The organism is Spirosoma rhododendri, assembly GCF_012849055.1.
In the GTDB taxonomy this organism is placed as follows: Bacteria; Bacteroidota; Bacteroidia; order Cytophagales; family Spirosomataceae; genus Spirosoma; species Spirosoma rhododendri.
Genome location: NZ_CP051677.1, coordinates 340,396 through 363,381, shown reverse-complemented (window position 1 = coordinate 363,381; position 22,986 = coordinate 340,396). Strand labels below are relative to the sequence as shown.

General features: G+C 57.2%; 19 protein-coding genes and 1 pseudogene. 1 reads left to right on the top strand and 19 read right to left on the bottom strand.

All coding sequences use genetic code 11. The features are described 5' to 3' along the window. Positions 1–5: 5 nt before the first annotated feature. Together HH216_RS01495 and HH216_RS01490 are read right to left on the bottom strand one after the other, a co-directional pair. The gene (locus HH216_RS01495) at positions 6–1,001 is read right to left on the bottom strand and encodes an FAD binding domain-containing protein (RefSeq protein ID WP_169549183.1); all 996 of its coding nucleotides are present in this window, start codon (positions 999–1,001) and stop codon (positions 6–8) included. Positions 1,002–1,004: 3 nt separating this feature from the next. After that, on the bottom strand, positions 1,005–1,526 hold the full coding sequence (locus HH216_RS01490) for a (2Fe-2S)-binding protein (protein WP_169549182.1): 522 nt from the start codon (positions 1,524–1,526) through the stop codon (positions 1,005–1,007). 349 nt (positions 1,527–1,875) lie between these two features. Between HH216_RS01490 and HH216_RS01485 the strand changes: the two genes are divergently transcribed. Next, positions 1,876–2,763 (top strand): sugar phosphate isomerase/epimerase family protein, encoded by an 888-nt coding sequence (locus tag HH216_RS01485; protein WP_169549181.1) that lies wholly within the window; start codon positions 1,876–1,878, stop codon positions 2,761–2,763. Between the two features lie 63 nt (positions 2,764–2,826). On the opposite strand, the gene HH216_RS01480 is transcribed toward HH216_RS01485, so the two are convergent. The 17 genes and pseudogenes from HH216_RS01480 to HH216_RS01400 all read right to left on the bottom strand — a co-directional run bounded on the left by HH216_RS01480 (position 2,827) and on the right by HH216_RS01400 (position 22,970). Further along, positions 2,827–3,432: a DUF5683 domain-containing protein gene (locus tag HH216_RS01480; protein WP_169549180.1), complete on the bottom strand. Its 606-nt coding sequence runs from the start codon at positions 3,430–3,432 to the stop codon at positions 2,827–2,829. A gap of 325 nt (positions 3,433–3,757) precedes the next feature. Continuing rightward, entirely contained in the window at positions 3,758–5,017 is a 1,260-nt protein-coding gene (locus tag HH216_RS01475; RefSeq protein WP_169549179.1) for a glycosyltransferase family 4 protein, read from the bottom strand. A 251-nt stretch (positions 5,018–5,268) separates the two neighbouring features. Further along, positions 5,269–6,633, bottom strand: a complete 1,365-nt coding sequence (locus tag HH216_RS01470) for a nucleotide sugar dehydrogenase (RefSeq protein ID WP_169549178.1) — start codon at positions 6,631–6,633, stop codon at positions 5,269–5,271. A 50-nt stretch (positions 6,634–6,683) separates the two neighbouring features. Next, entirely contained in the window at positions 6,684–8,717 is a 2,034-nt protein-coding gene (locus tag HH216_RS01465) for a heparinase II/III family protein (protein WP_169549177.1), read from the bottom strand. 468 nt (positions 8,718–9,185) lie between these two features. Next, positions 9,186–9,796, bottom strand: a pseudogene (locus HH216_RS25675) (polysaccharide lyase). 870 nt (positions 9,797–10,666) lie between these two features. Further along, positions 10,667–11,791 carry an acyltransferase family protein gene (locus HH216_RS01450; RefSeq protein ID WP_169549174.1) on the bottom strand — a complete coding sequence of 375 codons (1,125 nt, stop codon included), beginning with the start codon at positions 11,789–11,791 and terminating at the stop codon, positions 10,667–10,669. Positions 11,792–12,019: 228 nt separating this feature from the next. Beyond that, the gene (locus HH216_RS25520) at positions 12,020–12,532 is read right to left on the bottom strand and encodes a class I SAM-dependent methyltransferase (protein WP_217371889.1); all 513 of its coding nucleotides are present in this window, start codon (positions 12,530–12,532) and stop codon (positions 12,020–12,022) included. Next, positions 12,532–12,987, bottom strand: coding sequence for a hypothetical protein (locus HH216_RS25515; RefSeq protein ID WP_217371888.1), 456 nt, complete (start codon positions 12,985–12,987; stop codon positions 12,532–12,534). The genes HH216_RS25520 and HH216_RS25515 overlap by 1 nt, the downstream gene beginning before the upstream one ends. A 5-nt stretch (positions 12,988–12,992) precedes the next feature. Continuing rightward, a complete protein-coding gene (locus HH216_RS01440) occupies positions 12,993–14,138 on the bottom strand; it encodes a glycosyltransferase family 4 protein (protein WP_169549173.1) in 1,146 nt (381 codons plus the stop codon). 14 nt (positions 14,139–14,152) lie between these two features. Continuing rightward, positions 14,153–14,686 (bottom strand): serine acetyltransferase, encoded by a 534-nt coding sequence (locus HH216_RS01435; RefSeq protein WP_169549172.1) that lies wholly within the window; start codon positions 14,684–14,686, stop codon positions 14,153–14,155. Further along, positions 14,683–15,795 (bottom strand): glycosyltransferase family 4 protein, encoded by a 1,113-nt coding sequence (locus HH216_RS01430; RefSeq protein ID WP_169549171.1) that lies wholly within the window; start codon positions 15,793–15,795, stop codon positions 14,683–14,685. The genes HH216_RS01435 and HH216_RS01430 overlap by 4 nt, the downstream gene beginning before the upstream one ends. Then, on the bottom strand, positions 15,734–16,603 hold the full coding sequence (locus tag HH216_RS01425; RefSeq protein ID WP_169549170.1) for a glycosyltransferase family 2 protein: 870 nt from the start codon (positions 16,601–16,603) through the stop codon (positions 15,734–15,736). Before HH216_RS01425 ends, HH216_RS01430 begins: the two co-directional genes overlap by 62 nt. Then, positions 16,584–17,879 carry an O-antigen ligase family protein gene (locus HH216_RS01420; RefSeq protein ID WP_169549169.1) on the bottom strand — a complete coding sequence of 432 codons (1,296 nt, stop codon included), beginning with the start codon at positions 17,877–17,879 and terminating at the stop codon, positions 16,584–16,586. The genes HH216_RS01425 and HH216_RS01420 overlap by 20 nt, the downstream gene beginning before the upstream one ends. Beyond that, the gene (locus tag HH216_RS01415) at positions 17,857–18,417 is read right to left on the bottom strand and encodes an acyltransferase (protein ID WP_169549168.1); all 561 of its coding nucleotides are present in this window, start codon (positions 18,415–18,417) and stop codon (positions 17,857–17,859) included. Before HH216_RS01415 ends, HH216_RS01420 begins: the two co-directional genes overlap by 23 nt. Before the next feature lie 42 nt (positions 18,418–18,459). Then, positions 18,460–19,911: a lipopolysaccharide biosynthesis protein gene (locus tag HH216_RS01410; RefSeq protein WP_169549167.1), complete on the bottom strand. Its 1,452-nt coding sequence runs from the start codon at positions 19,909–19,911 to the stop codon at positions 18,460–18,462. A gap of 18 nt (positions 19,912–19,929) precedes the next feature. After that, the gene (locus HH216_RS01405; RefSeq protein WP_254448635.1) at positions 19,930–20,634 is read right to left on the bottom strand and encodes a sugar transferase; all 705 of its coding nucleotides are present in this window, start codon (positions 20,632–20,634) and stop codon (positions 19,930–19,932) included. Beyond that, the gene (locus HH216_RS01400; RefSeq protein WP_169549166.1) at positions 20,634–22,970 is read right to left on the bottom strand and encodes a GumC family protein; all 2,337 of its coding nucleotides are present in this window, start codon (positions 22,968–22,970) and stop codon (positions 20,634–20,636) included. Before HH216_RS01400 ends, HH216_RS01405 begins: the two co-directional genes overlap by 1 nt. Positions 22,971–22,986: the final 16 nt, after the last annotated feature.

Here is a 22,986-nt window from a genome sequence, read left to right as displayed (position 1 = left end):
CGGGTTTATTCGGTTGGCTCCTGTTTGGCGGCTATGCCCAGTGCCCGCACGATGGCGCGGTGGGCCAGCTTGATTTTAAAGCTATTGTGTTCGAAACCGCGTGCTCCTTCGAGCAGCGCGTCAGCCAGCTTTGTGTAGTTTTCTTTCGTCGCTTTTTGCCCAATCAGCAGGGCTTCGGCGTCGGGCTTGCGCCAGGGCTTGTGGGCCACGCCACCCAGCGCCACGCGGACGTCGGTCACGGTGTCGCCGTCGAGTTCGAGGGCTACGGCAACCGACACCAGCGCAAAGGCATAGGACGCACGGTCGCGCAGTTTCAGGTAGGTGTGGTTCTCCGAAAAGCCTTTGGCTGGCAGATCAATAGCCGTCACCAGCTCGTCGGGACCGAGCGTGTTGTCGTACTGTGGGTCTTCGCCGGGGAGCCGGTGAAAATCCGCAATGGGTACGGTGCGCTCGCCGTTGGGCCCTTTCACGCGAATGGTAGCGTCAAGAGCCGCCAGCGCGACACACATATCCGAGGGGTTAGTCGCAATGCAGGAATGGCTCGTGCCCAGAATCGCGTGGATGCGGTTGTAGCCGTTGAGGGCCCCACAACCCGACCCCGGTTCGCGCTTGTTGCAGGCCGTAGCCAGATCGTAGAAATAGTAGCAGCGGGTTCGCTGAAAGAGGTTGCCGCCATTAGTGGCCATGTTCCGCAACTGGGGCGATGCACCGGCCAGAATGGTTTGCGATAGCAGCGGATAACGAGCAATGACCCGTTCGTCGTAGGCGGTGCTGGCGTTTGTTACCAATGCGCCCAGCCGCAACCCACCGTCTTCGGTGTCGGTGATTTCGGCCAGCGGCAGGTGATTGATGTCGATGAGCCGTTCGGGACGCTCAACGTTTTCTTTCATCAAATCGAGAATATTCGTGCCCCCCGCGATGAATTTGGCCGCTGTTGACTGTTGCTGATCGTCGATGGCCTCGGCAACGTCAGTGGGCCGGGCGTAAGTGAAGCTGTTCATAGGTCAAGGTTTTTCGGTCACGTGCATAACTTCCTGAATGGCATCCACGATGTTGGTATACGCACCGCAACGGCAGATATTACCGCTCATCAGTTCGCGGATGTCAGCGGTCGTTCTGACCTTGCCTTCGCTGATCATACCCACCGCTGAGCAGATTTGTCCGGGCGTGCAGTAGCCGCACTGGTAGGCGTCGTGGTCGATGAATGCCTGCTGAACAGGGTGCAGTTCGCCGTTTTCAGCCAGCCCCTCGATGGTTGTGATCGACGCGCCTTCTTTCATGACGGCCAGCGTCAGGCACGAGTTGATTCGTACACCGTCGACCAGTACCGTGCAGGCCCCGCATTGGCCGTGGTCGCAGCCTTTTTTGGTGCCGGTCAGGTGCAGGTGTTCGCGCAGGGCGTCGAGCAGGCTGGTCCAGGGAGCCAGCATTAGTGTGTGTTCGGTGCCGTTGATTGTCAGCCGAACCGGCTGGGGCGTTGGCACCGACGGGGCCCGGTCGATGCTGATAGGGGCCAGTGTTTCCATAGGGCAGGAGTTATAGAGTTGACTCAACCATCGGACCACCGAAGCGGCACCATGCCGGTTGAGGCAGTATGGCGTGAACCACTGCTTGCTCACAAAACATACTAGCTACTCTAGTAAACTACTGGAATTTTGCTTTGTCTGACCAAACCCATTTTTGTCTAGTAAATGGGTATAAATAATCCCCTTTGTGCCTGATTATCAGCTATCGACCTAATTAATACAGAATGGATTTAAATAAGCTGTTAAACCAATGTCTGTCTATATCACCTAATTTACAGCCCGAAACGCGTTGAGTACTTGTCGCAAGGCACGGGCAGGCGTTACTCACTATTTTAATTGATTGATTCCAATGACCCTTATCAACCAAAACTCCCGGCGCGACTTTCTGAAAGTTGGTGCGCTGGCTACGGCGGCTGCGCTGCTGCCCCGGACGAACCTGCTGGCGGCACCCGCTACGCAACACGCTGGCCTGCAACTCTATACGCTCCGCAACGAACTGACGAAAGATCTTGAAGGAACGCTGCGTCAGGTAGCAAAGATTGGCTACAAAGAAGTCGAGATGTTTGCTTACAACGGCAAATTCTTCGGCAAATCAGCGGCTGAAATGAAAGCGTTGCTGAAAAGCCTGAACCTGTCGGTGCCGAGTGGTCACTACACGGTTGGGAAAGCCATGAAAGGCAAGGGTACGCTGCTGGATGGCTGGAAGGAGGCCGTCGACGATGCGGCAACGCTGGGTCAGAAATACATGGTCTGTGCGTACCTGTTTCCCGATGAGCGCACCAAACTCGACGATTACAAAGAGTACGCCGACCTGTTCAATAAGTCAGCGGAAGTGTGTAAGTCGGCCGGTATTCAGTTCTGCTACCATAACCACGACTTTGAATTCAAGGAAATGGACGGTCAGCTGCCGTACGACCTGTTGCTGAAGAACACCGACCCGAAACTGGTTAAGCTCGAACTCGATCTGTACTGGGCGACCTTTGCCGGACAGGACCCCGTCGCGCTGTTCAAGAAAAGCCCCGGCCGCTACCCGCTCTGGCACGTAAAAGACATGGAGAAAGAGGGCGATCATACGTTTGCGCCCGTCGGCACCGGCTCGATCAACTTCCAGCGCATCTTCGACGCCAAGAAAATTGCGGGTATGACCCACTACTTCGTCGAGCAGGATCAGACTAAAGGCCCCGCGCTCGAAGCGATCGCCACGAGCTACAAAAACCTCGGCAAGCTGAACGTGTAAAGGTGCCGGTAAGATAAACACCCGCCGATGAAGCCAGTACCCTACGGGTGCGTAAAGTGGGCTTCATCGGCGGGTGTTCATTGTCAGGCGGATGCCCGGCGCAAAGCCAGTGACGCCGGTTGGTAGTAGCGACGGGGCAACGCGCAACGACAAATCATCCGACAGATCGAAACTCATCAGGTGGGCCGCAACGTTGGCTTCGACCGCATTTAGCGCCCACCCGACAACGGTAAGAATAAGCGTCAGATCGCGTTGTTGCCGGTACTGGTCGCTGGCGCGTTTCAATTGCTGTACACTCAGCACATACCCGTCTACGACGGCAGTCTTCGTACCAGTGGTGGTAGACAAATAAGCCGCCCGGTAACCAGCCAGGTACTTGTCGTACAAGTGCTGATTGGTTTGAAAAAAGTAAAAGGCCGCACCAGCCCCGCCATAAATCAGCCCCAGCTTCCAGGGCTGACGATTGTAAAGCTGCCCTAATCCGGGAAGTAACAGCGAACGCACTGTTGCGCTACGAGGATCACGCTTCGTGGTGGTATTCGGTTGCTTTAAACTATCCCCAATCAGGCAGTGATAAGCTGACGCGGACATAGTCACCGGGCGCGCTCCCAGTACGCCGATGGGACTGGCAAGCGCGCCAAACAGGACAAACAGGAAATAGTGCTTCATGCGAAGACAACGCACACCCGCCTGTCTATCTGCCGAATAGCAGTCGCCTTTTAAGATGCTTTAACAGGCTGTAATCCTGCCCAAAAAAAACCACCAAATAGAACCTCCCCAGATGTAGCCGTCAAACGTGCGTAGGGGATGGCGATAAAGTAGTACTACTATTTTATAAGACAAATTTAAAAATAGTAGTACTATTTTAAAAATGTTGGGCAGGATTACAGCCGGGCCGCCGTCGCGGATTGACAGGATTTAACCATTTTTCTAAATCCTGTCAATCCGCGACGGCGGCCCGGCTGTAATCCTGCCCAAAAAGTCAGCGTGCTGGCTACTCCTGCAATCCTGTCGATAGTACCGGTTGCGGAACCGATTGCCGTTGCCGGAATGTGCTGAGCAGTTTATCATACACGCCCAGCAGTTTACCCCGCTCGTGTGACCACGACAGTTCATTCAGGACGCGGTTGTAGCCGAATTCGCCCATCTGCTGCCGTACCGCTTCGTTGTCAAGCAGGTACGTGATCTTGTCGGCGAAGTCGGTGATGTTGTGGGGCTCGGCGTAGAGCGATGCCTGCTGCGCCGAGAACCGCCCTTCCTTCAGATCGAACTGAACAACCGGCTTTTTCAGGGCCATGTACTCCATGATCTTGTTCATGGTCGAAAGGTTGTTCATCTCGGTGGGCCGGTCGGGGTTCACGCAGACGTCGGCTGTGTTGAGCACCTTCAGCAGTAATTCGTCGGGTACGCGGCCGTAGAAATCGACGTACTCGGTCAGGTTCATGTCGGCCGACAGCTTTTTCATGTCGTCCAGACTGGTGCCACCCCCTACGATGGCGAACTGCACGTCCTGCCGCTTCGCCACGATCTGCTGCACCGCTTCCAGCAGGAGGTCGATGCCTTCACTTTCGCAGATTACCCCCAGATAGCCGACCAGGTACCGACGGCCCTTTTTACAGGCTTCGTCGCCGGGCATAATCCGCAGCCGGTCGAGTTTGGGGCCGCTGCGCACGATGGTCACATCGTCGGGGTGCATCTTACCCCGCTGAATGGCGATCTGCCGGTACGACTCGTTGGTGGCAATACTAACATCGGCGATGCGGTAGGTGATCCGCTCGAAGAGCAGCATGAGCCGGTAGAAAAAGTCTTTCCGCTCGAACTTGGCGATGTAAAACTCGGGGTTGATGTCGTGGTGATCGAACAGGTATTTGACGCCCAGTAGCTTGAACGGTAGTGCGACGGTGAAAATCAGGTCGGGCGGGTTGCAGCCGTGGATGACTTGAAACCGCTTTTTTGCAAAAATCTTGATGGCGTACCAGTACCACCAGAAAATCGACGTGCCGTATTCGATCAGATACCCTAGCGGCCCCGATGCTTCTACGGGCAGCGGATGGCGATAGATCTCGATGCCATCGAGTGTTTCGCGGGGCGTTGTAAAGCCTTTCATCCGGGGGCAGATGATGCTGACCTCGGCACCAGCTTCGCGCAGGGTGGTGGCTTCCTGCCAGACCCGCCGGTCGAACGGCACCGGCAGGTTTTCCACGATAATCAGCACGTGTTTTCCGATAATGTTTGAGTAGGGAGTTGTATGCATAGGGAGGGAGATTATGGATTGGGGGGCTGTTGACCTCACGGTTGCGGTTGCCCTCACCCCCGGCCCCTCTCCTAAAACAGGAGAGGGGTGACGTTAACGACAAGCAACGTTTTGTTGCATCAAGCTTATAAATTTATCAGCGGGTTAAACCGGTATCCGCTCAAACAGCGATTGGATGCACCCCTCTCCTGTTTTAGGAGAGGGGCCGGGGGTGAGGTCAGCCGCTATCATGAGGTCGGCCGCTTAAACCCCTACCGGTACAAACCCATCGTGGGTACTTCAGCCGCGTCCTGCGACCAGTTGATGCCGATGTACTGACTGCTGGCGTCGATGTCGATGGGGAGCCGGACGAGGTCGAGCACGACTTTGCCAACGGCTTCTTCGGCGAGGGTGATGAACTCGGTTTCTTTCGTGCAGATCACCAGTACGTCGGCCCAGTTCATCAGGTCGCGGGCATCCTGCACCATCAGCCGCGACAGGTGCGGAATGTGCTGATCGATGTACTCTTTGTTGGTACCCGTCAGCTTGGACGTGTGTACGTTACGGTCGTAGATTTTCAGCGTGAAGCCTTTGCCCAATAGCGTTTCGGCCAGTTCGACGGCGGGGCTATTGCGCAGGTCGTCGGTGCCCGCCTTGAAGCCAATGCCCAGAAAACCGATGTTGCGATGACTGTAGCGCATCAGGAGTGCAATGGCCCGCTGCATCTGAATCTCGTTGGTCCGGTGAATGCTGCTGATGACCGGCACCTGCAAATACAGGTCGTGGGCCAGCGTTTGAAGTCCTTTCAGATCCTTTGGCAGGCACGATCCGCCGTAGGCAAAACCCGGTTTGAAGTAGTAGTTCGAGATGTTGAGCTGCTTGTCTTTGCAGAAAATATCCATCACCTCGTGCGAATCGATACCCAGCGACGAGCAGATATTGCCGACCTCGTTGGCAAACGAAATCTTCAGCGCGTGGTACGTATTGTTGACGTACTTCATGATCTCGGCCGTCTTGGTTTCGGCCACAACGACCTCGGCAGGCAGCTCGTCGTATAGCCGACGTAACAGCTTACCCGCCCGCTCCGACTCCGTGCCGATCAGGGTAAGTGGCGGGTGGTAATAGTCGTGAACAGCGGTGCCTTCGCGCAGAAATTCGGGGTTGCTCACCACCGCAAAATGAACGTCACGGATCAGGCCCGACCGGCTTTCGATCATAGCCGCGATCTTGGCGCAGGTACCGGGCATGACCGTCGAGCGGAGTGCCACGACGTGAAACGCGCCGGGTTGCTGTTCGCTCTTTTCGCGCAGTACGTCGCCAAAATGGGTGGCTACCCCCATGATATAACTCAGGTTCAGATGCCCCTGCGCCGTTGTCGGTGTTCCGACGGCGATAATCGACAGGTCGGTATTGAAAATAGCTTCTCGAAAATCGGTTGTGGCCCGAATACGTCCCAGCAAATGTTGCGTCGCGATGATCGCGTCGATATCCTTTTCAATAATCGTCGGGCGACCCGTGTTGATCTGGTCGACTTTCGTCTGATTGACATCAACCCCCACGACCTGATGTCCGTTCTGCGCCAGACAACCCAGGCTGACGCAACCCACGTAGCCCAAACCAAAAATGCTGATGTTCATACCGAAACCGGTTGTAGTGGTTATAAAAAGTTGGATAAAGTAGTTGACTGTCAGTGGCGTAACTCAACGGAGTCGGTAGCCTGAAGTGCCGGGGCCGCCGTCGGCAGGCCAACCGTAAGGCGATGCCGCAGCGTAATCGACTGGCCGGGCAGCAGTGTCAGCCAGGTACGTAGCGTCGGGCTGGGTTCGCGATGGTAGAACCCGTCCGAATACCAGCCCAGCGGTACGGGATCGATCTGCCCAGCTACACATTCAGTGTTTAGGGCGGAAGCAACCGTAAGCGTTAGCCGACGCGGTGTATCGGGATGAATCAGATTGAACGTTTGCCCGGCCTGCCCGATCCGGATGGCGGGGCCAAAGTGAAACACAATCTCGACCTGCCGGGCCTGCTTGCCCAGATTCGAGACGTAGTCGATGATGAGCAGCGTGTCGGTATCTTTCTCGAAGCGCAGCGACCGCGTATGCTGGCAGCGCATGGCCCGGTAGCCGTTGTGGGTGGCCGTCAGCTCGTCGGCCTGCTCGTCCGACTGGCTGTTGAGTACGAGCGGCTTGTATTGGTCGAGCCAGAGCATAGCCCCCGCCTGCCGCGCCTGATTCTGCCCGTCGAAGCAAACCGTGTTGTGGGCGCGGGTGCTGATAAAGTAATTGCGCCAGAGTGGATCGGTCTGGTAGCTGTAGGTGCCGGGGTCGGCCAGAAAGACACAGCCGTCGATGTGTAGCAGAAACGACAGCGCATCGGCGTGGCCGTGGGCTGCGATCGACAGGTAGCCCAGCGGGGCTGCGTCAGCATGGATGTAAATCTCGTCGGGGAGTGGCCGGGCGGGGTTGTGCGTCTGTTTCCGAAAAATAAAATGGCCTTCGCCAGGGTACAGCACGCTGCCCAGCAGCGCCGTCGTCGGGAGTACAGCGTCGTACCGGTCGCGCCCCGCTTTACCGAATAGAACGTAGTTTTTCAGATCGAAACCGGGCTTGGCGCTTTCCTCGGCCCGCTGTTTTAAAAACGGGTCGCCGAACAGGACGACACCCGACGCCAGCAGCGATCGGAAATTGTTGAACGGACGATACTCATCGAGCATTAGCACCCGGCCGTCGTCTTCGTCGCCGTAGCGCGGAAACGTACCGTTCACGTCCAGAAACTGCGCGATGTACGTCAGGACTTTGTGCAGCGTAGACTGATATGTTGCGGAGAGCGGTTTGCCCGCCCGGTCGGCCGTGACCTGCGCCAGCAGAAAAAAATCGGTGATAAACTGGATGTATTCGGCCGCTTCTTCGCGGTTAATACCCTGCGCGCTGTGCTGCCGGACAATCTCTGTTTCAAGCCCTTTGCGGGCGTAAGCTTCCCAGTCGGCCGACTCCGGAAATTGCCAGAACGTAGCTGCAACGAACAGACCCGCGTACTCAGCAATCAAATGGTTATTGGCCGATGAGAAATACGACGGGTTGGCCCGGCTGTATGTGCAGTGCTGGTAAATCAGCGGCACCCAGCAACTGTCGACAAACGTGCCGAAGGCCGGGTCGGTCTTTGCCAGCGCCGACGCGTCGAGGATATTCCAGCATACAAACCAGTTCAGCAGCCGAATATTTACTTCGATGTTGCTGTACCAGTTCAACCCCGTCAGGTACGGGTTTTCGACCTGCCACGATATGGTAGTCGCTACCAGCTGATCGAGAAAACGCCGGTCGCCGGTCTGCCGGTACTGTACGGCCAGTTGTGGCAGGAACAGCAATCGGTTGATTTCCCAGGCGTATTTGGCACTACCATTGTTGCCCGTTCTGACGTCGACGTCGTGGGCGTAGAGCAGCGGAAACCGCTTACCGGTACTGATATCGAGGTGCCAGTCGATGGGCTGGTCTATTGATTGCGTATGGCGAAAAACGGGCTGGTCTGGCGAAAAATGCACCGGGGGTGTCTGCGCCGGATCGAAGGGTAACAGCGGTGGCGGCAGCGCGTCCAGCCGAACAAACGGTAGCCAGCCCATACGTCTGCGCGCGTGTCGCTTCTGCATCGACTGCTGCGCCCGAAATGCCAGCTCGGCGGGTGACATGGAGCGCAAACGGTTGTAAAACCAGCGTAGCGTAGTCATATCAGCAGGCTATCGTTTATGGGGTGAGCAGTAGCTGGTTGCTTGCGATACTGGCTTTGTGAATGATCCGGCTGGCTGCCTGCCGAAGCGTGCCATTCCGTAACGGCGGGGCCTCCAGGACTTAGCAGCGGAGTTATCCCGCCAACTGTTTTAGGTAGGTACAGACTGTTACGCATACGTTCATAGGGTTAGAACCGTATGAGGAAATACGGTCTTTATTAATTCTTATTAATTTACCTTTTTGTAAAAGTGTTTACTAAAAGATGAAATTAGTTTTCAATATGTTGAATAGTAAAAACTGTGCCAGTAGACTAAGTCGTACCTGCAAACCGTGATATAATCGGATAATAATCAGGCTGTCACACGTGGGTAAATGCATAAAGCGGCTGTGGCCAACTCTGTCTCAGAGTTGGCCACAGCCGCTTTACTATATAAGTGTAGTTACGGTGGGTACTGATTTTTAATGGCTTAGTTAGCCTGACCTGGTTTTACCGTGTCGTAGGTGGCTGAAGCGTTGCCGATTGTTACGTCGTCGTAGTACAGAACCCGCTCAGCGTACTTCGACTTGCCCGTCCAGGCGTAGATACCGGCTTTCCAGTAAGGCTTATATTTCTGGGGGTAACCGATGTTAATGTTTTGCTCGTTGGCCACCTTCTTTCCGTCCTGCCAGATCTCTAGGATGCCCGTATTGCCGCTTGGATCCCACTTGATGTGCACTACGTAGTCAACCCATTTGTCGTAGGTGGCCGTGCCTAGGCGCAGGATCTTCTGGGCGGTTGGCAGCTGCTGGGCTTTGGTGATGGCCACGTCCGACGAGCGGTAGTAGGCTTTGATCTGGTTGTTTGGCTCCAGGTAGAAGGCCAGCGGGGGTAGGTATCTTCTTCGCCGGGGTTGGCTACACCGTGCCACTGGCTGAAGACGATGGTTTCGTTGTCGTTGGCCATCTTGTCAGACGGCATGTAGACACTGTAGCCGTACCAGCGCTCAACTTCACCATTCTTCAGCGCGTCGGTGCCCAGCTCAGAGTGCATCGACGTGTTGGTGCCGTCGTACTGGCTGGGCATCCAGCCAAAGCGCATCGACTGCTTGCCCGAGCGGGCGAAATCGGTGCTGATCGTACCGGCGGTGGCGGTGCGCAGTTCAGGAATCCAGAAGTTAGAGAACCAGCTACCCTCGAAACCATCGGCGTTGATGAGGTGGCTGTTGGTGCGGGCGGTCGACTGGGTTATTTCGTTCTGCGGAGCGATCGTATCCGACTGCGAGCAGCTCGTCAGGCTAAGGTTGGCAAACAAGGTTATCAGAGCCAGCATGATCGTTACGCGAACCGATTTTACAGCGGTGAAGGTAGCGTTTTGAACGGTTTCGATGATGGAATTGCGTTGCATAACTCTGGTCTTTTCTGCGTTTGCTTGACCAAAGTTGGCTCATCGGAGGGGGGTGGATTGGGCTAATTCGATGAACGACGGGGAACGCCGGTTTTTCGGTAGGAAAAACCGGTTTTTAGGAAAAGTGTAAATTCATTGTTTTCGATAAGAGATTTTATGAAAACAAAAGCACTACATCGGTGCAGTGCGATGCGCGGCTTATTGTTGACTTAATTGTTTTATAAATTATTGATAATCAATATATTGAAAGGTAAATAGATGGATTTTTACAGTCCGAAAATCTGTAATTTATCACATAAAAAGTAATAGCGGAGAGCGAATAATCGTATCTGAAGCTCTAAATGTGAACAGGTACTATTGGTAAAGTTATACTTTGTGTAGGAGCGGTTCGATACCCTGAAGCGGTGCGGTTTCCGGTTGCACAGCCCGTCGCTGCTTCGATAAGCGGTCTGCGAAATCACAAACAACCTCGCGAACCTGCCGCAAAAAAAGCGTCCTGTTTCGGGGTGTCGATCAGCCGATCGATAGCCCGAAACAGGACGCATTGATGAGGAGCAGGCTGGCTTAACTGACAGACGGCTGCGACCCGATTGGCGGGTCGGCGGTGGGTACGGTTGTATCAACCGTTGAGCCGAAGCGCCGACGAAGGCCAGCGGTGGGTTTTTCAACGTACTGATAGCTCAACACGCTGAGCAGCAGCCCCAGCGGTACGGCCACCAGCAGCCAGGTTGAGTTCAGCCGTTCGCTGCCGACCAGTTGGTCGGCTACGCAGACGCCCAGCCAGTGAAACAGGTAGAGCGAGTAACTTAGTTTGCCCGTCAGAACCAGCCAGGGGCGGCACAGACCCTGAGCCAGTCGGGTATAGGCGGGGTTGTATACGATGGCCGGTATCAGTACACTCAGCGACAGGCCCTGTAGCGTGTACCGCCAGCTCTCGCGGAAGGTACCGTCGCGGAGCAGGAATGTGCTGAGCAGCAGGAGCAGCGCCCCGGCCGCAATGATTGGCTGGGTACTCTGGCGCACCCAGTACCCGGCCCGGTCCTGACTGACAAGTACGCTGACCAGACAGCCAAACATAATGGCGTCGAGCCGGGTATCGGTCAGGTGGTAGATGCGGTACACGGTCAGGTCGTTCAGGCCGTGAGTCGCGATCAGGTAGAGCCGCCAGGCCGCCACCGCCACGATCGTCAGTACCATCAACCCGATAAACACGCGCGGGCGTCGCCAGGCCGCCATAAACAGCAGCGGGAAAAACAGATAAAAGTGCTCTTCGATCCCCAGCGACCACGTAATGTCGAACACGTGCCGACACAGGTGCGAGGCCGGACTGTCGCCGTAGAGCATATAGTAGTTGCGGTAATAAAACAGCGTCGACAGCAGGTCGCCGGTTAGCAGGCCACAGCCGGCCAGCAGCGAAAAGCCGATGGCCAGTGCCGCCATAAACAGCAGGGCCGGGTAAAGCCGCAATAACCGCCGGAGGTAAAAGCCGCTCAGGTCGATACGCCCGGTTTTGGCCCATTCGGCAATGAGCAGCCGGGTAATGAGAAAGCCACTGATAAAGAAAAACAGCGTTACGCCGAACCCGCCCGGAATCCACCGCCCAAACCCGTAGTGGCTGACAACCACGACCAGAATGGCCAGTCCGCGCAAGCCATCGAGCACGGGGAGGTAACTTTTATGAGGAAGCATATAGGGATTTGATTAGCGGTATTCGGTATTCGGTTTACGGTTTTCAGTTTTCGGTGTAGCCTGGACCGGCCCGCCGGCGCGGCTCCAGGTCCGGGTGGCCGTCAGGCCAACTACGTAAGGCGGCAGCTTTCTTGGTCGCTATCGCGCCCACCCGGACGTGGATCGCACCGGCGCACCGGTCCAGGCTACAGGTCCATCGTAAACCGTGAACTGTAAACTGTAAACCGGTTACAGTTTTTCGATCCAGAATGAGCCGGGTTCGCGGTGCGGCTGAGTAGCCAGAATCGGGCAGTTGGCCAGTAGCAGATCGGGGTAATGGTGCTTCAGGTAATTGACAGCCCCGATGATTTTGAAAGACCGGTTGAAGCTCAGGAATGCTTCGAGCAGATACTGTTCGTTCCAGAGAAAATGCTCTTTGTAGACCCACTCGTGCAGGTAATCGCAGGGGGTGAAGATGTCGTGGATATGCACCCGGACGCCCACATTCAGGATCGGCAGAATTTCCAGATACTCCGTCAGTACATCGCCCTGTGGCCGGATAATGTGCGATGAGTCGATGAACAGAATATCACCCGCCTGCAAGCTGGTGAACACCGACCGGTCGACATCCTCAACCTTCGCCCGCTGCACGGTCACGTTCGTCTGCTCCAGCCAGGGCATTTTGTAGGGCTCGATACAGATGTGTTCGCAGCTGTAGGTCGGGTCGTCGTGGTGGTTCCGGGCAATGGCGTTGATTGCCATCAGGGTTGAGTTGCCGCTGCCGATTTCCACCAGCCGCCGGGGCGGGTGTGCCGAATCATGCTGTACAGGTACTCCGAATCGCCCGACGCAAACGAACCGTTGTTGTAGTAATAGGCCAGTTCGGCTGGTTTGTTCATTGGAAACTGGCGCAACTCGTCGGCGTAGTGAAACTGCCGCAGCAACGTCAGCTGTTCCGCCGTGTTGAGGTCGATACCGGGCAGTGGCCGTTCCTGCCTCAGCGACTTGGTCAGGTGCTTACCGGGGTTGATGAGTGGCTGATAGAAATGGTCGCGAATGGGCAGAAAACCGAAACGGAGAAACGTCGATTTCGTGAGGGGCATGGTCACGAAGCTCTTCCGCACCACAAACGCCATCCAGATACTGCACAATAACGTGAAGGGTAGCAGCAGCACATCGGCTACCTGCCGGGACCGGTTGATGAGAAGCGCTTTCATGAGAACTAATCTGGTTTTTTCGTCAGCAAGTCATTATACAGTTGATTAAGGCGGGGTAGTACGACTTCGGGCTGGTAACCGGCGATGAGCCGGGCCGATTCATCGCCCATCTGATTGACCAGGTCGGGGTCGTCGATGAAGCGCATCAGCCGCTGGCAAAGTGTTTTTTTGTCACCGGGCGTTACCAGAAAACCGTTGACGCCGTCGTGGACCACCTCGGCCGTACCGCCGACGGGTGTCGCGATAATGGGCAGGTGATAGTTCATGGCTTCCAGAATTGAGAGGGGTAGCCCTTCGTTATACGACGGCAGGATAAAGACGTCGCAGGTGCTGAGGAGTTCGTGTTTGCGGATACCCGACACCCAGCCCTCAAACCGCACGATTGACTCCAACCGGTGCTGCGCGATGTAGCTTTCGAGTCGTTTGGTGTCGCCGTTGCCACCCACATACAGCAGCAGCCGCCCCTCAAACGAGTCGCGATACTGTTGGATGCCGTCGAGCAGATCGAAAATGCCCTTGCGCTGCCCGATCGCCCCCAGAAACAACAGCCGGACAGGCAGTTTTCCGGCGGGCCGGGTCGGGAAACCCGCCGACAGGTCGCGCTGATGGATGATGTTGCTAAGAATTTCCAGCCGACGCACCCGAAACTGCCGGTTGAAGTAATCGCGCCAATATTCCGACAGCACAATCACAATATCTGCCCGCTCGACCAGAAACCGGATCAGCCGCTGACTGAGCGGACCGCTCTGCTCGTAAAACTCCACGAAGCGAGAGCCGTGCATGTGGTAGATGGTGCGTTTGCGGAAGGCGTAGCGGGCCGTTAGAAACAGGACAAGCTTCCGGTAAAAACTGCCGTGCGACGAGGCCTGAATATGCACGATGTCGATGGCCGGGTCGCGCAGCAGCGTTTGAATGAAGCGCAGGTACTGCCGCAGAAAAAACAGGATCAGCTGGCCCTTGCCCATCACCCGGTGGGTCGTGATGCACTTGTAGGTGGCAAAATGCCGGGCGTAGACGTTCATGACGCTACCGATACCACCCCGGTAATTGATGTGATCGGGGCCCACCGTCAGCACCCGCTCGGCCGTATCGAGGGGAATGAGCCAGTCGGGAGGGGCGGATACAGCAGTAAAAGGCCGGGAGTCGAGCATAACGTTGGTGATAACTAAGGCGCGGGGCTAAACGAGGAAATGAGGTCGGTATGGGCCGGATGACGGCGCAGAATCCGGGCGGGGTTGCCCACGACCGTGCAGCCCGTCGGGATCGATTTTGTCACAACACTTCCCGCGCCAATCACAACATTATCGCCGATGTGTACCGGGCCGATGATGCAGACGTTGGAACCGATGTCGACGTTGTTGCCGATGATCGGACAGTCGTTGCCCCGGCCTGCATTGCCGATCGTGGTCGATTGCCGGAGAATGCAGTTGCGGCCGATGCGGACGTGCTTATGTACGACCAACGCCTGCCCGTGGTAGATGCGCAGGCCGGGGCCGACTACTGTGTTGTAAGGCAGTTCGACGCCCAGCGTCCACTCGACCAGCAGGCGGTACAGCAGCTGGTAGGGGGTTAGCAGCAACCGGGCTACGGCGCTACCCGCCCCGAAGTTGGCCAGCCGGAACAGTACCCCCAACAGGCGCCCCTTCGAGTTGCTGGTGTTGGCCGACCAATCCTGAAAAATAAATGAAACAAGCTTCATGCCGGAGAAAAATAAGTGCTCGGATCGAGGGCTTCAGCGGGTGGTGCCGTTCGGTTGGTAAGCAGCTGCTGGTACAGATCGACGTACTGGTTGGCCATCGCCCGGATCGAGTACGCCCCATCGTTGGTCAGCGCTGGCACACCCACCAGGTCGGTAACGGTTTGGGTTCGGTACGCCCGGATCAGCCGCAGCAGCGCGTCGACGCACGAACCGGCATCTTCGGTCGTAAAGAGCAGCCCACCCGCCAGCGACCGGACAATCTCGGCCGGTCCGCCCGCGTCGGACACCAGCACGGGCAACCCCGCTGCAAGCCCCTCAACAACAGTCAGGCCAAACCCTTCATAGATTGATGGTTGAACCAGCAGATGATACGTCGAGAGGTTAGCCTGTAGCCATGTCCAGTCGCGATGGCCCCGGAAACGCACGTAGCTGTCGAGCCGCAGCGAGCGGGTCAGTTCGTTGAGATAGGTCAGGGAGTCGCCTTCGCCGATGAAGTCGAGTTGCAGCCGCGTTTCGCCGTGCTGATGTACCAGCAGCGACAGGGCTTCGAGCAGGATATGCTGGCCTTTCTTTTCGTGCATCAGTCGCCCCGTCTGCACAATGCGGATCGGCTCATCGGGGCCCAGGCTGTACTGCGTCCGGCGGCTGAACCGCTGAATCGGCACACCATTGTGAATAACCCGGATGGGCAGGTCGGTACGCTGACGGACGTCGTCGGCAACGGCCTCGGAAATGGCGACCAGCGCGTCGTAGCTGGCGAAAGTGTCGGCCGGAATACGGACGTCGTGGACAGTATAAACCGTTTTGGCCCGGCTGGTTTTCAGCAGCTGAACCATCTTGCGCTCATGGCAGTGGACGATGTCTGGTTTGAGCTGATGCAGCAGCCAGTTGAGCCGCAGGATAGGCAGGGGGTTACGGCTTCCTTCCTGCCGTTCGAGAAAATAAACCTGTACGCGGTGATCGAGCCCGACCAGCAGCGACGACATGTACTGATCGTTGACAACAATCAGCGACACATCGTGCCCGTCGACCAGTTCGTTGAGTAGGTTAAGCGTCAGGATCTGCGCTCCGCCCGTGCGCAGGGTGAACAGACAGTGAACGATATGCATGGCGTTGGTTGAGTAGTGGGCGCAGCCCGGTTAACAAGCGATAAAGAGGAGTATAGCGAAGTGCTTCACGCAGGGATCCGTAGTGGGTCCGCAGTACCGTTGGGGCATACGGCCCCGCCCCGTTCCGCCGGAGCGTCTGTCGGATATCGCGCAGAAACCGGCGACCACCCGTACTGGTTTTTGAGGCTTCCCACCGCCGGAAGGCCGCCATGGCCGGGCCATTGTCGTAGTAGATCGGGCCCTTCGTCAGCAGCCGCAGCCACAGGTCGAGGTCCATGCAATAGTGAATGGTATCGTCCAGATAGCCCACCTCGCGCACCTGCCGGGTTGCGTAGAACGAACCCTGCTGTACGATGTCGGTGCACTGATTGAGCAGAAACGCCCGGTCGGGAATGGGCAGAAAGCGGTGCCCCGTGACCTGCCCGTCGGCATCGATCCAGTCATTGGCAGCCCCGTAAAAAATCGTGCCATCGGGATGCTGCTGATATAGCTGTACGATGCGCGCGACACAATCGGGATAAAGCAGATCGTCGGAGTTGAGCCACCCTACCAGTTCGCCCGTTGCCAGCCGGAATCCTTTGTTGATAGCGTCTGACTGCCCCCGGTCGCGCTCATGCACGACGATGTCGATGCGGTCGCGGTACTGCGCCACCACCGCCATCGTTTCATCCGTCGATCCGCCGTCGATCAGGATGTATTCGATGTTGGGGTATGTCTGCGCCAGCACCGATTCAATCGTCGCGCCGATAAAAGCACCCTGATTGTAGGAAGGGGTGACGATCGAGACTTTAGGCAGGCAGGCGCTCATACGACAGCGGAATGGTGGTTAGGGGTTGTGGCTGAATGGGTTGACGGCGCGGTTCGGGCCGGGACTCGTAACAGCCGGGGTGGAGCAGGCTCAGAAAGAAGGTGAGCGGAAACAGTATCTGGATAAATCCGGCCGCCCCGTTGTAGACCGTACCCCACAGGAAGGGAGCGAGTAGCCAGAACAGGCCCACTGCCAGCATTGGCCGGCTGTTGCCCGCCCCGAACCGGTTGTAATGGCGGATTATTTTGCCGTACAGCCAGTAAAACAGCACCACGGCCACTAAGCCACTCTGCAAGGCGAGGGAAAGCGTCGCCGAGTGAGGGTCGCGCAGTCGGTCGTCGGTTGCCATGGCTTTCTGGTTGTGGGCAAAGTAGTTTTCCGTGCCGTAGCCCGTCAGTGGCTGCTCGCCGATACCTTCGACCGCAAACCCCCAGATCGCCATGCGAAACAGCATATCATCGCTGGTGTGGTAGTCGCGGTTAGCGTGGATCGTCTGCCAGCCCTCGTTGACGTAAAAGCCAACCACCAGCAGCCCCACCAGCGTACCGAACTTCCAGCGGCTCGCCCGCGACAGGTGCAGAAAAATCAGGAGTGAGTAGGAGAGCCCCACCCCGCCCCACGAACTCCGGCAGTCGGTCAGCAGCAGAAATACGTTCAGCGTCAGGAAGATAAGTCCGTAGTACAGCCGCACACTTTTCGACCGGCTGACGATCAGTTGCTCCAGCGCAAACAGGGCACCTATACCCAGCAGCATGGCCGTGTGGGCGTAGTAGAGAAGCCCGCCCAGCCGGAGGTTGTTTTCCTGAAGCCGGTCGGGAAACAGTACCAGCGGCCCTACTTTGGTCAGGTGAATGTAGGTAGTGAGGGGCAGGAAAATAAACGCAATAAACAGCACGAGCAGCGCCATTGTCCGCCGGAAGGGCAGTGAAAAGCCCAGCATCGTCAGGCCCAGGATAATGCTGTACGTCAGCGTGATCGACGCCATATTGTTGATGCCCGCGCCCACGTCACCCCGAAACAGGCCCACCCCCGTCAGGACCAGCAGAAAGCTGATAAACACGCCCTTAAACGGTCGGAAAACCTTTAGATAGCCCATCAGGCCACTGACATAAACGGTACCGAGCAGTAGTGGTACGTACAAAAGCAGAAACTGCGAGTTCGATCCGCTTTCGGCGGCCTGCTCTTCGTTGATCTGCCCCTGCCACCTGCCAAACTGAGCCAGCAGGGCGGTCAGGAACAGCAGAAACAGGAAGCTACGTTGTTGCTGGTGTTTCATAAGGATGGTTGCTAATGGGGTAAGCGGATTCGGGGCGGTAGCGGACGATTCGGGCGGGTACGCCCGCGACGATAGCGAAAGGTGGTACATCGTCGCGCACGACGGCTCCGGCACCGACCACCGCGCCCCGGCCGATGGTTACACCGGGCACGATGACCACGTGCGACCCGATCCAGACGTCGTCTTCGATCACGATGGGGCCGCCAATGGCCGGTGCAAAGCGCATATCCGGGCGGGTATAATCGTGGGTCAGCGAGGTGATGGCCGTGTGGGAGGCAATCATCACCCGGTTGCCGATCCGAACACCATTGTGCCCCCAGATGTGGGTGTACGCATTGATGGCGGAGTATTCACCAACCTGCACTGACTTGCCGCCCAACACGGTCACGTACCGGTCTATGGTGGTGCCCCAGCCGCAGCGGCCCAGTCGAAAGCGGTAGAGCCACCCGCGCAATTTCATCGTCCGCATCGGGTAAAAAGTGTCGATCTGTGCGTTGGAAAGCCCCAGCCGACGGAGGATAGTACGTGCGTAGCCCATTGATTGATGGATAAAGCGTGATGGTCGTTTTGCCGACCGATGTTAGCTGAGCCAGGCTTTGAAGCGGTGGCGTAGCCGGACCAGCAGCAGCAGGTAAATCAGCAGGGCTCCGCCGATAGCCAGCCCGATACGGATCTGCGGCACGTGCACCTGCAACAGCGCGACGAGCAATAGCCCGGCAACGAAACCAATGCCCAGCCAGACCGGCCACTGCCGCCCATCGGCGGGTATGCGCAGCCAGCCCAGGTACCGGTGCTGATACAGCAGACTCAGCGTGAGCGACCCCAGAATCGCCAGCACGTTGGCCAGGATGATGCCGTAGAAACCCAGCGTGTTGTATGTCGCCAGAATAACCAGTCCATTGACGATCACATTGGTCAGCTGGAGCCAGACGGTTTTACGTACGTGGTGCTGACTGAGCAGGTAGTAGTAGAACGGGAGCGCCAGCGAACCAACCGTGTGAGCTGTGCAGATGGCGATTGTGGCTACGACAACCAGTTGGTTTACCCCCGGAATCCAGAGGGGCATCAGGTCGGGCATAACCAGCGCAAACAAACCGAGAAACGGAACCAGCAGCACCAGCATACTGGTCTGGTAACCACTCACCAGGCGGCTGATCTGCCGGGTGTCGATCTGCCGGGCGATGCGCGGATAGATGGGGTAAATAGCTTTGGTCGCCAGTGTCCAGAGCTGCGCCCTGACCCGGTAGGCAATTTCCAGATAACCCACTTCCCGCACGCCGATCAGCCGCGACACCAAAATTTTTGTCATCGGCTCAAACAGCATGTTAAGCAGCCCGGCCGCGTACAGATTCAGGCTGAACGCCAGCTGTTTCCTGACCAGCCGATGCACGTTGCCCCGCAGCCCGGTCAGGTCGAGCGACCCCCACGAACGGCGGGCGGCTACCAGCACGAGGCCAAACCAGATCAGGGCTGCCAGCAGAATCACCCCACCAATCATCGTCAGGTCGTACCCCAGGCTGACAACCGTAATCAGGCCACCCCAGTAGAGTACGCTGTAAACAAACTGGTAGCCGTTGGTACGGTAAATCTGCTCCTGCGCGTCGAGCACCGTCGTGAATGTCTGCCCCAGCATCAGGACCAGATTGGCCGCAATGACCAGCTTATAAAGCGTAGCGACCCGCTCGTACAGCCCGCCCGACAACCCCAGCCACTGCGTCAGGATATGTTCTTCCTGACTGATGGCCAGTGCGCTCAGCGGCAGCAGGATGCTCAGCAACAGACCCAGCGTCACAACGATGTCGTGGTCCGACTCGCGCGTTTTCCCCTGCTCCGATAGCAATCGCAGCAGCGACGTATTCAGCCCCAGATTGGCCAGCAGATTAAGGTTGCCCGCCAGCGTGACGATGGAAAACGCACCGTAGGCTTCTTCGCCCAGCACCCGGATGAATACGGGAATGCTGACGAAGGTGAGCAGTCCTGTCAGTACCAGCTGTCCGATCCCACTCAGCGAATTTTTGTAGGTCAGCTTCATAGACGTGTGCGGTTGGTACTACCAGGCTTTATCGTCGCCCCCGATCATGTTGAGCACCGTCCAGATGCAGATCTGTATGTCGAGCCGGAACGACTGCTTGCGGATGTAGAGCAGGTCGTACCGGACCCGGTGCTGCATCTGAATCAGTTGAGCCGTTTCGCCCCGGCACCCCCGCGACTGGGCCAGCCCCGTCAGGCCGGGCCGGATGGCATAGCGGTCGATGTAACCCGGCATCGTGTGCCAGTGCTGGGCGTCGAGCCGGAGCGGGTGGGGGCGGGGGCCAACCAGACTCATCTGCCCCAGCAGGACGTTGATAAGCTGGGGCATTTCATCCAGGCTGGTCCGGCGCAGAAACGCGCCCAGTTTCGTCACCCGTGAATCGTTGCGTACGGCCTGCCGGAACTCGGCGTTCCTGGTGTAGGTCATCGTCCGGAATTTCAGGCAGCGAAACGGAATTCCGCCCCGGCCCATTCGTAGTTGCATAAACAGCGCTGGCCCCGGCGACGTCAGTCTGACCAGCAGGCTAACCAGGGGCATCAGCCAGCTAAGAATCGCCAGTAGCAGCAGGAACGACACAACAATGTCGAATGTACGTTTGGCCCAGGCCGTCCGGTCAGGCATTGGCACACGGACGGGTGGCTGACTGTAAGGGGCATCAGTAAAAGAAGGAAATGAGATGTCCATCATAAAGCGGGGAGTTAGGGCAATTACGAATCGACGCATCAGCGAATAGTCCGGGTTGGGCGTTTGTCGGGCTTATCCGCTTCTTCGTAATAGCCGCCGTAACCGTAACCGTACTGGTACGATGTTCCCGCACCCACCGCGTTGAGAACCAGATTCAGGCGATGGAACCGGTTTTCGCGGTACAGTACATCGATCATTTTCAGGTATGACTTGGGGGTGTGCTCCTGGCGCACCATAAACATGGTGGCGTCGGCATGGGGAGCGATAAGTTGCGCGTCGGTGACCAGCCCGATTGGGGGCGAATCGACGATGACGTAGGCATACCGCGCCCGCAGTTCGGTCAGCAGCTGCTCCAGCATCGGGCTGCTGAGCAGTTCCGACGGGTTGGGCGGAATCGGCCCGCTGGTAATGATGTGGTAGTTCGGGAAGCCCGGAATCTCCTGAATGATATCGTCCAGCGTAGCTTCCTGAATCAGGTAGTTGCTGATGCCGACCGAGTTCCCCATCTTCAACACTGAGTGCAGCTTGGGCTTACGCAGGTCCATCTCCAGAATCACCGTCGGGCGGTCGACCAGCGCGAGGCTCGCGCCCAGGTTGAGCGACATGAATGACTTGCCCTCTCCGCCAATGCTCGACGTGAACAGAATCACCTGACTGTCGGTGGGGTGGCTGCGCAGAAATTGCAGGTTGGTCCGCAGAGCGCGAATCTGCTCGGCAATTACCGACCGCTTCCCCGACACCATGACCAGCGGATCGACGTTACGCGTAGCTGCCACTTCGCCGATGATGGGTACCTGCGATGCGGTTTCGACGTCCGACCGGCGGCTTACCCGGTCGTTGAGCGCATCCCCGGCGGCAATGACGCCCACCGGCAGCAGCAGGCCCAGCAGGCCGAACAAAATAAACACGGTACTTTCAACGGGTTTTACCGGCTTGCGGCCCGTGCGGGGCGGGTCGATGGTGCGGCTGTCGGCTACCGTCGATGCATACGACAGGGCCGTTTCCTCCCGCTTTTCGAGCAGGTAGGTATACAGGTTGTTTTTGATCGACTGCTGCCGGGTGATGTTGACCAGCGCCCGCTCCTTACCGGGGATGGTTCTGATCTGGCTTTCCAGCCGCCGGTTGGTCTGCCGGAGTTTGTTCTGCGTGTTTTGCAGGCCCTGCTTGATACCGGCAATGTTTTCCGACAGACTGGTTTTGGTGGCCCGAATCTGCGAGTCGAGGCTTTGCAGGATCGGGTTGTTGGTGGCCGTTGTCCGGGCCAGCTGATCGCGCTGGAGTTCGAGTTCACTGAGCTTGCCCACCAGCCCGATCAGGACGGGGTCGTTCAGGCCGAGCATGGCCGGTGCCGCTCCCCGGCTGTTGCTCTTGCTCTCAACGTACGACTCAATGCCGTTGATCGAGCTGAGCTGTAGCGAAGCCTGATTCAGTTGCGTGTCGTTGTCCTTAACCGTTTCCAGAAACAGCTGCGCCTGCGAACTCAGGTCGGTAATGCCCTCCGACGATTTAAACGATTCGACGCCTTTTTCCACCGTTGTCAGTTCTCCCGCGATCAGCCGAAGCCGGTCGTCGATGAAGTTCAGCGTGTTGGAGGCTACCACATTTTTGTCGACAATAGCGGCCCGGTTGTATTCACCGATCAGGTTGTCGAGCAGGGCTTCGCCTTTGCGGGGTACCGCGTCGAGCAACGTCATCTGCAATACCGTCGAGGCTTTGCTGCTGGGTTCAACGGTCAGGTTTTTCAGGTACTCATCAACCGCCACGGCGCGGGGCAGCACCTGCACCACGATAGGGTCGGTAGCGACTTTAAGCGGCTTGCTGGCGAAAACACGCAGCTGCCCAAATGCCGTTTTGATGCTTTGGTTGGTGGCATACAGCTCGTCGTTGATACGGACACGATTGGGGCCTACCGCCAGCACTTCCAGTTTGGTGTCGTAGATAGACGGGTTGGCCTTTTCCACGATCAGCCGAAAGGGCGCGGTGTTGTAGATTTCGCGGTTGCCGGTACTGGTGGGGCGGAAATACTGCACGTCGAGCCCCATGCTACCCACGACTTTGTTCATCAGGGCATACGACTTCAGGATCTCCATCTCGTTCTCGATCACCTTCTTGGGCGAGAGAATGTCAATTTCTTTCAGGATGCTCTCTTCGCTCAACCCTTTCTTATCGTCTTTGATAAGCAGGCTGGTCTGCGTTTTGTAGATCGGCGTCTGGAATTGCAGGTACGCATACGCCCCGACGCCCGCCAGCAGCAGCGAGCCTAAAAACCATTTCCACTGTCGCACATAGCGCATCAGTACCAGCCGCATGTTCGGGCTGTTTTCCGCTTCGTACAGTTGGTACGAAGTGTAGGTGTACGAGTTCTGATTCGACATAGTTGTGTCGTTGGAT

What these genes read in the sequence shown, in the direction of transcription:
- HH216_RS01465 (WP_169549177.1), bottom strand. Translation starts at nt 8,717, where the DNA reads ATGACTACGCTACGCTGGTTTTACAACCGTTTGCGCTCCATGTCACCC.
- HH216_RS01475 (WP_169549179.1), bottom strand. Translation starts at nt 5,017, where the DNA reads ATGCATACAACTCCCTACTCAAACATTATCGGAAAACACGTGCTGATT.
- HH216_RS01480 (WP_169549180.1), bottom strand. Translation starts at nt 3,432, where the DNA reads ATGAAGCACTATTTCCTGTTTGTCCTGTTTGGCGCGCTTGCCAGTCCC.
- HH216_RS01440 (WP_169549173.1), bottom strand. Translation starts at nt 14,138, where the DNA reads ATGCTCGACTCCCGGCCTTTTACTGCTGTATCCGCCCCTCCCGACTGG.
- HH216_RS01485 (WP_169549181.1), top strand. Translation starts at nt 1,876, where the DNA reads ATGACCCTTATCAACCAAAACTCCCGGCGCGACTTTCTGAAAGTTGGT.
- HH216_RS01410 (WP_169549167.1), bottom strand. Translation starts at nt 19,911, where the DNA reads ATGAAGCTGACCTACAAAAATTCGCTGAGTGGGATCGGACAGCTGGTA.
- HH216_RS01400 (WP_169549166.1), bottom strand. Translation starts at nt 22,970, where the DNA reads ATGTCGAATCAGAACTCGTACACCTACACTTCGTACCAACTGTACGAA.
- HH216_RS01415 (WP_169549168.1), bottom strand. Translation starts at nt 18,417, where the DNA reads ATGGGCTACGCACGTACTATCCTCCGTCGGCTGGGGCTTTCCAACGCA.
- HH216_RS25515 (WP_217371888.1), bottom strand. Translation starts at nt 12,987, where the DNA reads ATGAAAGCGCTTCTCATCAACCGGTCCCGGCAGGTAGCCGATGTGCTG.
- HH216_RS01470 (WP_169549178.1), bottom strand. Translation starts at nt 6,633, where the DNA reads ATGAACATCAGCATTTTTGGTTTGGGCTACGTGGGTTGCGTCAGCCTG.
- HH216_RS01495 (WP_169549183.1), bottom strand. Translation starts at nt 1,001, where the DNA reads ATGAACAGCTTCACTTACGCCCGGCCCACTGACGTTGCCGAGGCCATC.
- HH216_RS01425 (WP_169549170.1), bottom strand. Translation starts at nt 16,603, where the DNA reads ATGAGCGCCTGCCTGCCTAAAGTCTCGATCGTCACCCCTTCCTACAAT.
- HH216_RS01450 (WP_169549174.1), bottom strand. Translation starts at nt 11,791, where the DNA reads ATGCTTCCTCATAAAAGTTACCTCCCCGTGCTCGATGGCTTGCGCGGA.
- HH216_RS01430 (WP_169549171.1), bottom strand. Translation starts at nt 15,795, where the DNA reads ATGCATATCGTTCACTGTCTGTTCACCCTGCGCACGGGCGGAGCGCAG.
- HH216_RS01420 (WP_169549169.1), bottom strand. Translation starts at nt 17,879, where the DNA reads ATGAAACACCAGCAACAACGTAGCTTCCTGTTTCTGCTGTTCCTGACC.
- HH216_RS25520 (WP_217371889.1), bottom strand. Translation starts at nt 12,532, where the DNA reads ATGGCAATCAACGCCATTGCCCGGAACCACCACGACGACCCGACCTAC.
- HH216_RS01405 (WP_254448635.1), bottom strand. Translation starts at nt 20,634, where the DNA reads ATGCGTCGATTCGTAATTGCCCTAACTCCCCGCTTTATGATGGACATC.
- HH216_RS01435 (WP_169549172.1), bottom strand. Translation starts at nt 14,686, where the DNA reads ATGAAGCTTGTTTCATTTATTTTTCAGGATTGGTCGGCCAACACCAGC.
- HH216_RS01490 (WP_169549182.1), bottom strand. Translation starts at nt 1,526, where the DNA reads ATGGAAACACTGGCCCCTATCAGCATCGACCGGGCCCCGTCGGTGCCA.